This window comes from Chryseobacterium sp. Leaf394 (assembly GCF_001424105.1).
Lineage (GTDB): Bacteria > Bacteroidota > Bacteroidia > Flavobacteriales > Weeksellaceae > Chryseobacterium.
In genome coordinates this window covers 146,084-158,373 of sequence record NZ_LMQH01000002.1, presented here as the reverse complement: position 1 = coordinate 158,373, position 12,290 = coordinate 146,084, and the positions used below count along the sequence as shown (strand labels likewise).

Sequence of the window (12,290 nt, the reverse complement as noted above, 5' to 3'; positions counted from 1 at the left end):
TCAAGATTAATAATTGGTACGGGATGCGGAATAAGAGGTTAAGGTTAAGGTTAAGGTTAAGGTGGGATTTGAGGGATACGGGTTTCGGGATGCGGACAATTGTGTAGATCTGTTTCGTAGCGAACTGCTATTACATGGGTAGCGAGAATGCTAATAAGGCTTACATTAAATATCATTTATCAATCATCAATCATCATTTATCAATTATTACCTATTGCTCATTACTGATTACCCATTACCCATATTTTGGCTATACCTTGTTTTCAAATACATTTTTCCGGCATACAAAATCCCATAGCCCTGATAGCAANTTCTAAATTTTTATAAAGAGCCGGCGACAAAAAAGATACAGCGGATAGCAGGAAAAAGCTCCTACTAATACATCTTTTCTGTATTTAAATTAGAGCAGTTTCTGAAAATAATCATTCTTTTAGAATCTTGTTGCATCTCTGGCACCGAGTCCGCTCATTTTTAGGCCGTATTTCCATTGAACGTATGCGAAGACCTGGTAAAGCCTGTACTCGAACTTGATGCCGTATTTTTCGGTCGGATCATATTGTATTGATGATTCTATGATGTTTCTGTAGCGGCCTGATGTGAAATATGAATTCCATTCTGTGACAAGGAAGGTGTTTCTGTTTTTCAGGTAACTTTCAGAATACTGCGAAATGGGTTGAGCAATTGCATTGAGAAAGTAGTCATACTGTGTATCTATGACTGTAAGTTCCCATTCGCCATCATCGTTTTTTTCAGGTTTCATCACTGCTTCATCTTCGTTTTTCTGCGGCTTGTTCTGGGAGTAAGAAAACATCGGAAAAAGTGTGAGCGTAATTATTATAATTAAGTTTTTCATTTTGACTGTATTAAATAAGGAAGGCACTCCAATAAGAGTGCCCTTTATGCTTTAAATTATGTTTTTGTTACGGTTCCTTCTGCAAAACTACAAAAGCGGGGAAGTGATCACTGTAACCGCCTGTAAACTGGTCGCCGTTCCATGAGCGGAAAGGATAACCGCGGTAGTTGCCTTCTTTATTGACTAAGTAAGGTGGTGCAAAAACCTCTGCCTTGTACACAGAATACTCTTTGGTTACCTCTTTTGATGTGACATTTTGCGACACGATTATTTGGTCAAAAAGGTTTGGAGCGTCCTGATAAGCCAATGAAGCTACTCCTTTTTTGTAAAGCGGATACATCAAGTTCAGATAAGGCGTTGCCTCACTTAGGTCTTTTGAATTTGCCTGGGCTTTAAGGTGATTTTTTAAACTTGAACTTACGGGGTCATCATTGAAGTCACCCATTGCAAACAGTTTCACAGTTGGATCTTCAGCTCTTACACTGTCCATCTGCTTTTTGAGTAGTTGTGCTGCTGCAATTCTTTTTGGAAGAGAAGCTGCCTCGCCACCTCTTCTTGATGGCCAGTGATTCATGAAAACGGTAATTTTTTCGTTGTCAAGAAGTCCGCTCACTACAAGGATGTCTCTGGTGTATTCTCTTTTTCCCTGTTCGTTAAAAACTTTAAGTTCTTTTTTGAGTGAATTCGTTACCTTAAATCTTTTTTTCTGGTAAATAAGTGCCACATCAATTCCTCTGTAGTCATAAGAGTTGTAATGCACGATTCCGTAATCGTACTTGGCTAAAGTAGGATGTTTTACCAAATCTTCGATGACCTGACGGTTTTCTACTTCGATAAGTCCTACAACTGCCGGAGCTGTCTTGGTATATTGCGCTCCCAGTTCTGAGATTACCTTGGCTTCGTTGGCTAATTTCTGCCTATATACCTTTGTGTTGTAATTTTTTCCGCTTGAAGGAGTAAATTCTTCTGCACCACTTTGGTAGCGGACTGCTTTTTTTCCTTTTAGTGATTCATCATTCCATACTCCCTCATATTTTTCTGATTCAAGAAATTTTATACTGTCTAAAGGGATGCTGCGATGAAAAGCAGGGTTTTTTATATCTTTCGTTCCGTCTATATAATCCGCAGATTTTATGGTGTCCCAAAGATTTTCTACGTTTAAAAATCCTACTGTCGCAACTTTTCTAAGCTTTCCCTGCTGTGCAAAACTCCATGTTGTAATTACAAGCATCAGTATGCTCAATGATTTTTTCATTTCTGATATTACGTTTAATTAATGTGCAAATTTAAATTATTTTAAAACACTGCGTTTTAAATATTTGTAAATTTATATCGCTAATTTTTATGACAAGGTATACTGTATTATCAAAATTTAACAATGTTAATAAAAAGTAACATTAAAATAATTTTTAAATAAATAATTTAATTAAATTTGTGCCCCAAAAAGTTTTTAACTTCTTGAGAATTAAGCTAAAAAGTATTAAAAAAGTATATACATGTTTAAAAAGCTATCATTAGTCTCTTTATTTACATTACTTCCCGCATCATACTATTATGCGCAGACTACAGTCTATGCATATCTGAAAGATGCCGATGGTAAGCCCATCGAAAAAGCGGAGGTAGATCTTAAAGGGAGCGAAAATGATGTAACGGCAGATAAGATTGGATATTTCCAGTTTGTGGATCTTCAGCCGGGCCATTATCAGATGGTAATCACAAAACCTAACTACGAAACTAAGGTGGTAGATTTTGATGTAACCAGCGATGAAAAAAGAAAAGATTTAGGTGTGATGGTTCTTGGTTCTGCTCTTACCGGTGCAGATCAGGGATTGGCAATCATCGACAGTGATGACGATGAGGATTCAGGCAGCCAGGCATCTACAGTAGGACTTTTACAGTCTTCGCAGGATGTTTTCAGCAGAATTGCTTCTTTCGACTTAGGTTTCTATTGGTTCAGACCAAGAGGGATCGATGGCAGAATGGGTGAAAATATGCTGAATGGTGTTTCCATGGTAAAATCTGACAACGGAAATGTTGATTTCGGAAACTGGGGCGGTCTGAATGAAATTACAAGATATCCTGAAATTTCCCAGAATCACGCTCCGTCAGAATATGCTTTCGGTGGAAACTCCTCGGTAATCTACAAGAATACCAAAGCCAGCGAGTACAGAAAAGGATTCCAGGGAACATATTCTATTACCAACAGAAACTACAGAAACCGTTTTTCTTTGCGATATACTTCAGGGATGAGCAAGAAAGGTTGGGCTTTCACGATAATGGGAGCAAGAAGATGGGCAGAAGAAGGAATTCAGGAAGGTACTTTCTATGATGCTTACGGAGCTTATCTCGGAATTGAAAAGAAATTTAATGACAAGCACACCATGACGTTTAACTTCATTGGTGCGCCGTACAGAAGATCTACTGCGAGCCCAAGTACACAGGAAGTTTATAATTATAGAGGTGTACATTACAATTCTTACTGGGGTTATCAGAATGGCGAACAGAGAAGTGAAAGAGTGAGAAGGGGATTCCAGCCAATTTTACAGCTTCAGGATTTCTGGAAGATCAATCCTAAAACCAATCTCTGGACATCAGTTTCCTATCAGTTTGGAAAAGATAAAGGTTCGCGTTTAGACTGGCAGAATGTTCAGAATCCATCGCCGACTTATTACAGAAACCTTCCGAGCTATTATGATTTCCTGAATCCGGATGCATCTGTTGTTAATCCTGATGGTAGTCAGACTACTGCTCAGGAGGCTTATCAGACGTCATTGGCTGCATGGCAGAATGGTGATGCGAATGTTACTCAGCTCAACTGGGACAGACTTTACAGAAGAAATATGTCTCAGGCGCCGGGCAATTATTACGGTCAGACAGGCAGAAGAGCTTTGTATTACATGGTGAATGATGTAAGTGATGATAAAATCTTTAACGCATCTACTCACCTGACGCATAATTTTAATGATACTTCAAAGCTGATTTTAAACGTATCTTATCAGAATTACCGTACTGAGCAGTACAGAGAGGTGAATGACCTTTTGGGAGCAGATTTTGTTTTAAACAGAGATCCTTTCGCAGCAACCAATCAGCCTGGAAAATCAGGATTGTTTAACGAGCTTGATGATAATGTTACGAAAAAAGTAGGTGATAAAATGACCTATGACTATATTTTCAGAAGACAGGAATTTAAAGTGAATCCTGGTTTTAAATTTACTTCAGGAAAGTTTGATGTTTTTGTTTCTGCACTGGCAGGATACTCATCTTCAAGCAGAGAAGGTCTTTTCAAACATTATTTATACAACGATTCTTACGGAAAAGGTAAAAATTACAATTTCCTGAATTTTGGTCTGAAGGCTCAGGCTATCTACAGAATGAACGGAAGAAACTTCTTCGTTTATAACGGTGCAATGTACAATCAGGCTCCTTTCCTTGAAGATTTGTTCTTCAACCCGAGGGTAAATGGCTCTGTAGCTCCGAATATCAAAAGTACTGTTGTAAATGCGAATGATTTAAGCTACGTAGTTTCTACACCTTTCGTGAAAATGAGACTGACAGGTTTCCTCGTTAATACCGAAAATGAAACAACAGTACAGAGATTTTTTGCAGATGGAATTCCTTTGGCGGGTGTGGATGCAGACGGTAATGCTACCAACGTGCAGAGTGCATTCGTAACGCAGGTAATGACTGATGTGAAAAGAAGAAATATGGGTGGAGAATTGGGTGTTGATGTAAAAGTTTTACCAACATTATCTTTGCAGGGTGTGGCCAGTTATGGGGAATACACTTACCAAAACAATCCTACAACATATTTTGCATCTGATGCAGTAGGTGCTTTCTCAAACGGACTTTCTTATACCAATTTAGGAAAATCTTATATCAAAAATTACAGACAGGGAGGAACTCCTCAGCAAGCGTATTCATTAGGTTTAAGATACAATTCACCTAAATATTACTGGATTGGTGCCAACTGGAATTACCTGGATGATAATTTCATAGACCCTGCAGCTTTGGTTCGTACAGAATCTTTCGTTCAGGGAGATTTTGGAACTCCTTTCAGCGGTCTTACACAGGATCAGTTGAGAACTGTTCTGCAGCCCAACAAATTGCTTTCAGCACATTTCTTTAATGTAAATGCAGGTAAATCCTGGATTATCGGAAAATACTACGTGCTTATTTCAGCATCGGTTAACAACGTTTTTGACAACACTAAATACATTACCGGTGGTTTTGAGCAGGTTCGATATTCTAAATACAACACTTTCCAGCAGGATTACAGCAGAGAATTCACATTATTTGCACCAAAATACTGGTACACTCAGGGAAGATCATATTTTGTAAATTTACAGTTTAGATTCTAACATAAATTATCTTTAAAAATTACGACAATGAATATAAAAAAATACTTAAGTCTGGTAACAGGAGTTGCATTATCTGCAATTGCTATTACTTCCTGTACGCAAAAAGATGAGTGGGAAACTCCACCAATCAACTGTGAAAACAGATTTCCTAATACAAATACTACACTGGCTGATTTTAAAGCTATGACTCCATCTACAGGTTTTTTACTGATTACGGACGAAAAAATCTTTGATGGATACGTAGTATCATCTGACGAAAACGGAAATTTTTATAAGACGATTTCCATTCAGGATAAGCCTGAAAATCCTACTGCTGCAATTCAGATGGAAGTAGACAGAGCGAGCAACTACGCAGATTTTCCTGTTGGTGCTCATGTACGAATCAGTGCAAAAGGTCTGAGATTGGCATTGGACAGAGGTACGGTAAAAATTGGTTCTGTTGATCCAAGTTTCACAGTGGGAAGAATCCCAGCGTCTCTTCTTAGCAGATATATTGCGGGAGTCTGTAACGGAAACGGTCTTGAAGTGGCTACAATCAAACCGTTAGATTTGCCAAATCTTGCTGCAGCGAAAAATGATCAGTACCTTAATATGTTGGTAAAAGTTCCTGCATCACAGTTTGCCGATGGTGAACTGGAACCCACTGTGAAAAACTTCATCGACTATGTTGCCGGTGCCGGTGTAGATACAGACAGAACTATTGAAGATGCGTTCGGAAATACAGTTGCAATTAGAAACTCTGGTTTCTTTGCTCAGGGTTCATCAAAACTGCCTACTGGAAGTGGTTCTGCAACTTTTGTAGTTAGCAAATACAATTCTACATGGCAAATGTTGATCAGAAATACGGCTGATCTTAATTTTACCGCTACAAGAGTAGACCCAGCTCCTCCGAAAGGAGGGACGGCAATCACTTATTCAGGTGCATTCCTTGAGAATTTTGAGAGCTACCCAACAAATCCTACTAATCTGGAAGTTTATCCTAAATATGTAAATGATCCTGCAAAAGGTAACCGTTACTGGCAGTTGAAGACTTTCAGCAACAATAAATATATTCAGTTGGGAGCAAATGGCGGTTCTGGTAACTATATAACTTATTTTGCAGTTCCTATCGACTTTACAGCGGCAAGCCAGTTTAAATTTAACGTAAATGTTGGATTCTGGAATGCGAATGTACTGAAAGTTTATACTACTACAAATTACACTCCGCTAAGTGATATTACTACGGCTACAAAAACAGATATTACTTCTGCGTTCACAATTCCTCAGGCTCCATCAGGTGGTTACGGTACATTGGCTCCAGCCGGTACATACGATATTCCTGCAACACTTACAGGAAATGGATTTATCATCTTCGAATATTCGGGTAATGCAGCTACTGCGTCTACTACAATTCAGTTAGATAATATTCAGGCTTTGTAAAAGAAGTTTTTCTAAAAATATCTAAAGGAGCTATTCGTAAGAGTAGCTCCTTTTTTTTGGTACATTATTTAATTGTCTTTCATGAATTTTAAATCTGAGAACAACTCCAAACATCATGATCACATTAAATCGGTTTAAAGAGCTGAGTAATTTTAAAATGAATCTCATCAAACCTACAGACACAAAAAAACCACTGAACATTCAATGGTTTTATAGTATTAAAAAGTAAATTTAAATTTAGAAATCAACTTCGTTAACCTCTTTGCCACGCTGGAAATTCATTGTTTTCTGGCTACCTTTATAGGCTATGTTTACAAGATTGATCTGCTTCGGAAATGCTCCGAGTAATATTGTATTTTTAATTTTTAATGAGTTGATATCTGAAACACCGTTTGTTTCAAAATACACCCAAACTGTTTCTCCGCTCACCTGGCTTCCTGTAAAAGTCAATGTTTTTGGTGATCCGTTTACGTACACATCGAAATTGTTATTTACATATTTCTTTACTTCAGCTTCAAACCCTGCGGTGTTTCTGTTGATTTTAATAGCATCAGAAATGTGGCCGGTATTTATTTTTGTGGTAAATTTTAATGTTTTACTGCCTTCGATATAATCTGCCTTAGTCATTGAAGAGTAAAAGTCAAAGACTGCGAAACTCATCAGAGAGACCAAAGCTAAAACTCCTGTTAAATATAAAATTTTTCTCATTTTATCTGATCATTTTTTTCGATCATTTGTGTTCGGGTTAAATTCTCAAATTATGTGCCAATCAGAAGTTTACGGCCACCGAATACTTGTCGTAAAATGCTTTGATATGTTCAACGGCTTCATCAGCAGTATCTACCACACGGTACAGATCGAGATCCGGCTCAGAAATCATTTTTTCTTTCAGCAAAGTTTCTTTAAACCAATCCAGAAGGCCGCCCCAAAATTCAGAGCCCACGAGTACAATCGGAAATTTACCGATCTTATTGGTTTGAATTAAAGTTAAAGCTTCTGTAAGCTCGTCCAAAGTGCCAAAACCTCCCGGCATCACAATAAATCCCTGAGAATATTTAATAAACATCACTTTCCGGACAAAGAAATAATCGAAATTCAGAGAATACATTTTGTTGATATACGGGTTGAAATGCTGCTCAAAAGGCAGATCGATATTCAGACCGATGGATTTTCCCTGAGCGGTGAAAGCACCTTTGTTTCCAGCTTCCATAATTCCGGGACCACCGCCGGTGATGACGCCAAAACCGATTTTTGTAATCTTCGCAGCAATATCTACCGCCATATTATAATATTTGGAGTCCGGCTGCAGCCTTGCTGACCCAAAAATAGAAACACAGGGCCCTATTCTCGCCATTCTCTCGTAGCCGTCTACAAATTCTGCCATTACCTTGAAAACCATCCAGCTGTCTTTGGTGATGGTTTCATCCCATGTTTTCTGTTTTAGGCTGTTGTGTAATTTTTCTTCGTTGATATCTAATTCAGGATTCTGTAAACTTTCATCCCTGCTCCCTTCAATTCCCATTTATTTTATCTCAAATTATAGTTAAAATTCCTTTTTTTCTTTTTAGTGCCTGTTTAAAAATGATTAAAAAACAAATTTTCAAGTCATTTTTCTTTTTCCCAACCCTAAAGAGTGTAAAAATGCCTCGAAGATTTCATCAAAATTAACTCCCTTTAGGATCGGGGAAAATTAATTCTGATGAAATTTAAACAGGCTCTTAAATCCCATCTACAAACACATTTTTTTAATTTAAATTGTTGCGATACACTGTTTGAATATTTTTTTATTTAAAATATTTCTCTGCTTCAATTACAGATTCCGGTCTTCCGACATCGATCAGAATGCGGTCGTGTAAAAATCCGTGGATCTGCTCTGTCTGCATCAGATCAAGATACTCTTCCATCACCGAAAACTTTCCTGTCCTTTTAATTTTGTCGAAAATAACAGGATTGATACAGTGAACTCCACTGAATGCAAAAGGTTTGAACCCTTTGTTGAATTCTGCAAGTCTCTGTTCGCCCGTCTGTACATTTAGCCATCCTTTCAGCACAAAATCGTCATTGAAAAGCAGTTTTCGTGAGCTTTCCCGATCTGATACTGCTAAAGTAGCAAAATCTTTCATCTTTTTGTGATATTCCACCAAATCATTGATGTTGATTTCTGTAAGAATGTCGGCGTTCATAATAATAAAATCTTCACCGTGATCCAAAAATCTTTTGGCAAAGACCAATCCACCGCCGGTTTCGAGAAGTTCTTCAGACTCGTCGGAGATTTCGATTTTAGCATTAAAATTATTATTTGATTTTAAAAAATCCACGATCTGATCACCAAAATGATGAACGTTGATTACAAAATCACTGATTCCGAAACTCTGCAGATATCTGATATTTCTTTCTAAAAGCGGTACATCATTCACCTTTGCCAAAGCCTTTGGATGATGATCTGTAAAGGGTTTCAAACGGGTGCCTTTTCCTGCTGCAAAAATAAGTGCCTTCATGTAATATAGGTAATGAGTAATTGGTAATGAGTAATGTAAAAAATATAAGTAATAACAGCGAAGCTAAAGATATTACTTATTGCACATTACAAATTACTTATAATTAAGTTGGTGCTGCTCATCATGGTGCAGGCTGATTTCTACCTGTTCGCCGTATTTTTCTTCGATAAAATGAGCAATTTTAATGGCTGAATATACAGATCTGTGCTGTCCGCCGGTACAACCGAAATTGATCTGTAGATTTTCAAAACCTCTGCCTAGATAATTGTCGATGTTGATAGAAACCATGCTTTTTATAAGTTCTAAAAACTTAGGCATGTCTGTTTTTGTTTCGAGATATTCCTGTACACCGATATCGTTGCCGGTCTGAATTTTATATTCTTCCACTCTTCCGGGGTTTAAAATTCCGCGGCAATCGAAGGTAAAACCTCCGCCGTTACCAGATTCGTCTTTTGGAATTCCTCCTTTTTTGTATGAAAAACTGTGAATGTCTATGTGTAACATAATTTATATTTAAAATTAACCATTAAGGCTTAGTTAAGTTGTTAAGGTTCATTAAGGGTTCTGATAAATCAAAACTTTAGTCTGGAAGCATTTTGAAATATTCGTTTATAAATGGTTTTAATGATTTGGTAATATTTGTAGTGAAAAAATTTATCAATAAACCTTGAGGTTTTTTAAGTACCTTCATGTAAGTAAGTAATTGTGCTTCATGGATTGGTAAAACTTCTTCAATTGCTTTCAGTTCCAAAATGATACAGTCATTTACCAGTAAATCGACAATTAATTTCGTATTTATTTCTACGCCCTCATAGTTGATCGGAACATATAACTGCTGTTTAACATCGAAACCGTTTTTAAGAAGTTCAATTTTTAGGCATTCTTCGTAAACACTTTCCAGTAATCCCGGCCCAAGATTCTTATGAACTTTAATCGCCAAGCCGGTGATTTCATAAGATAATTGAGTAACACTTTTCTTTGTCATCATCTTAATATTCTTAACTTCTTAATTAAGGCTTAAAGGTTCAAAATCTCTTCAATTTTTAATCTTGTCTTTTCAGAATTGAGTTGTATAATTACATTTTTCAACTCAGGATATTTTGTCATCTCTTCCCAGTTTTCTGAGAATTCTGTGATGTTTTGAATCCCCTTTTCTAAACTTGAGATGAAATGTGCTTTTCTCTGAACCAATCCCCTTAAACCGTAAGCACCCAAAACCTGTAAAAATCTCATCAGCTGAATTGGTTTTACCGAATTCTTTAGTTGAGCTTTTATTTCTTCGTTATCACACTGTTTGATGTAGAAATCAAGCATTTCATTTTTAAAACTCTCAGGGAAATTGGCTTTTGCCTGAAATAAAAATGAAATCACATCATACATCAACGGCCCTTTCATTGCCGATTGGTAATCTATAAATGAAACTTTATCTTCATCATTCACCATAATATTTCTTGCCTGAAAATCGCGGATCATCAGACCTTTTGGCTCCAGATTTTCGATGAGTTTCACAATCTCTTTAAACTCTTTCAGCAAAGTTGACTTATGATATTCCAGGTCAAGAACATCTGCGATAAAGTTTTTGAAATAGTACAGATCGTGTGTTACAGGAAGCTCATCATAACTTTCATATTCGAAAGTTTGGGTGTAGTCGATTTTTTCTGCAGTTTTAATTTGGAGTGTGAAAAGCTTTTCAAGGGTTTGTTTTACCAGACTTTGTACTCTTTCCGAAAGTCCTTCCTCTGCAATAATGTCGGATAAAGTTTTTGTTCCTAAAAACTCCTGAATGTAAAACTTTCTGTCTTTTGAAATGGCAAAAATCTCAGGTGTATTTAAATTAAAATTCCCGAATACGTCAGAGAAATATAGAAAAGCTTCGTTTTCCCTAAGATTTTCGTTGAAGGTAATAATGTAATCTCCAGTTGGGTTTGAAGCCTTGAAATTAACCCTTGCAGAACCGCTTTGAGCTAAAACTGTAAACGCATCTGCGGGTTGGCCGAAATGGTTTTCGAAAAAATATTTTGCTTGTTCCTGAGTCATAATAAGGTAACAAATATAACGATTTACCACCGAATATTTTATCTTTGTGCTATGCTAAAGGACTTTAAACCTGTACTCGGGATTCTGCTGCGTTTCATCATCATTTATGTGGTGTTTATTTTGGCGTATCAGTTTTACCTGAACAGTTTTCAGGCGGAAGGGCTTGATCCTTATTCCCGAATGGTGGCAGATCAGGCGGCTTTTTTACAGAATCGGTTTGGGTATGTGACGCAGTTGTACAATGATGTCCCGAATGAACAAGTTTGGTTTTATGTGAAAGAAAAATACGTCAGCAGAATGGTGGAAGGCTGCAATGCGATTTCCGTGATTATTCTGTTTATGGCGTTTGTGTTTGCTTTTTATAAAGGTGCTAAAACTTTTTTGTTTACGCTGGCCGGTTTTGTTTTCCTGTACATCATGAATGTTTTGAGAATTGTCGGACTTAATGTTGTGGTGAGAGATCATCCACAATACAGCAAGATTGGGCATGACTACGTTTTTCCGGCGATCATTTACGGATCAGTTGTTGTGCTTTGGCTGGTCTGGATTAAATTTTTTGCTTTAAAGAAATGAAAATTGTAAGCTGGTTTTTGGTTTTGGTCGGAATGGCGGGAATTGTTTCTGTGAGAATTTTCGAAGATTCATTATTCTATGATCCTTTTCTGAACTACTTTCACGATGCTACAAAAAATGCCCAATTTCCCGAGTTTGACTGGTTAAAATTGATTTTGAGTCATCTTTTCAGATTTATTTTAAATCTAATATCATCCTGTATTATCATTCATTTTATATTTAAAAATAAGAGCTGGACGGTGCAGGGAGCGATTTTAATTGCGATTATTTTTTCCATTACTTTTCCGATTTATCTTTACTGTGTTTCAGACAGATTTGAAGTCGGATATCTTTTTTCTTTTTACATAAGAAGGTTTGTGATACAGCCTTTGATTTTACTTTTGATTATCCCTCTTTTCTATTACCGGAGACAGCTGCAGATGAGAAACGATGATTAAACAACTGAGTTCGGGTTAAGTTATAAGTTTAAATTTTACAGAGTTAAATTAATAGCGTCGGGCTTTAGCCCGACATTTAATATGATGAGCGTTATATGGCTTCAGTCAAAACTTG

General features: G+C 37.0%; 12 protein-coding genes. 4 read left to right on the top strand and 8 right to left on the bottom strand.

Features of this window, described 5'->3' with window-relative positions:
• Window positions 1-430: 430 nt before the first annotated feature.
• Together ASG21_RS00685 and ASG21_RS00680 are read right to left on the bottom strand one after the other, a co-directional pair.
• A complete protein-coding gene (locus ASG21_RS00685; RefSeq protein WP_056074615.1) occupies window positions 431-853 on the bottom strand; it encodes a DUF6146 family protein in 423 nt (140 codons plus the stop codon).
• A gap of 67 nt (window positions 854-920) precedes the next feature.
• Window positions 921-2,108, bottom strand: a complete 1,188-nt coding sequence (locus ASG21_RS00680) for an endonuclease (protein WP_056074613.1) — start codon at window positions 2,106-2,108, stop codon at window positions 921-923.
• A 241-nt stretch (window positions 2,109-2,349) separates the two neighbouring features.
• On the opposite strand from ASG21_RS00680, the gene ASG21_RS00675 reads away from it, so the two are divergent.
• Window positions 2,350-5,211: a carboxypeptidase-like regulatory domain-containing protein gene (locus ASG21_RS00675; RefSeq protein ID WP_056074611.1), complete on the top strand. Its 2,862-nt coding sequence runs from the start codon at window positions 2,350-2,352 to the stop codon at window positions 5,209-5,211.
• Window positions 5,212-5,238: 27 nt separating this feature from the next.
• Complete coding sequence (locus ASG21_RS00670) at window positions 5,239-6,630, top strand: DUF5689 domain-containing protein (protein WP_056074609.1); 1,392 nt, start codon at window positions 5,239-5,241, stop codon at window positions 6,628-6,630.
• A 237-nt stretch (window positions 6,631-6,867) separates the two neighbouring features.
• Here the strand turns inward: ASG21_RS00670 and ASG21_RS00665 are convergent, their stop codons facing one another.
• From ASG21_RS00665 to ASG21_RS00640, 6 genes are all read right to left on the bottom strand, one after another.
• A complete protein-coding gene (locus ASG21_RS00665) occupies window positions 6,868-7,338 on the bottom strand; it encodes a DUF6702 family protein (protein WP_056074607.1) in 471 nt (156 codons plus the stop codon).
• Between the two features lie 61 nt (window positions 7,339-7,399).
• On the bottom strand, window positions 7,400-8,152 hold the full coding sequence (locus tag ASG21_RS00660) for a TIGR00730 family Rossman fold protein (RefSeq protein WP_056074605.1): 753 nt from the start codon (window positions 8,150-8,152) through the stop codon (window positions 7,400-7,402).
• A 262-nt stretch (window positions 8,153-8,414) separates the two neighbouring features.
• Entirely contained in the window at window positions 8,415-9,128 is a 714-nt protein-coding gene (locus ASG21_RS00655; protein WP_056074603.1) for a nucleotidyltransferase family protein, read from the bottom strand.
• Between the two features lie 93 nt (window positions 9,129-9,221).
• Complete coding sequence (locus tag ASG21_RS00650) at window positions 9,222-9,632, bottom strand: RNase adapter RapZ (protein ID WP_056074601.1); 411 nt, start codon at window positions 9,630-9,632, stop codon at window positions 9,222-9,224.
• A 76-nt stretch (window positions 9,633-9,708) separates the two neighbouring features.
• Window positions 9,709-10,113 (bottom strand): GxxExxY protein, encoded by a 405-nt coding sequence (locus ASG21_RS00645; RefSeq protein WP_056074627.1) that lies wholly within the window; start codon window positions 10,111-10,113, stop codon window positions 9,709-9,711.
• Between the two features lie 32 nt (window positions 10,114-10,145).
• Window positions 10,146-11,165, bottom strand: a complete 1,020-nt coding sequence (locus tag ASG21_RS00640) for a phosphotransferase (protein ID WP_056074599.1) — start codon at window positions 11,163-11,165, stop codon at window positions 10,146-10,148.
• A gap of 51 nt (window positions 11,166-11,216) precedes the next feature.
• Between ASG21_RS00640 and xrtF the strand changes: the two genes are divergently transcribed.
• Both xrtF and ASG21_RS00630 read left to right on the top strand, forming a co-directional pair.
• Window positions 11,217-11,738, top strand: a complete 522-nt coding sequence (xrtF, locus tag ASG21_RS00635) for an exosortase family protein XrtF (RefSeq protein WP_056074597.1) — start codon at window positions 11,217-11,219, stop codon at window positions 11,736-11,738.
• On the top strand, window positions 11,735-12,175 hold the full coding sequence (locus ASG21_RS00630; protein ID WP_056074595.1) for an exosortase F system-associated protein: 441 nt from the start codon (window positions 11,735-11,737) through the stop codon (window positions 12,173-12,175). The genes xrtF and ASG21_RS00630 overlap by 4 nt, the downstream gene beginning before the upstream one ends.
• The last annotated feature ends 115 nt before the right edge of the window (window positions 12,176-12,290 follow it).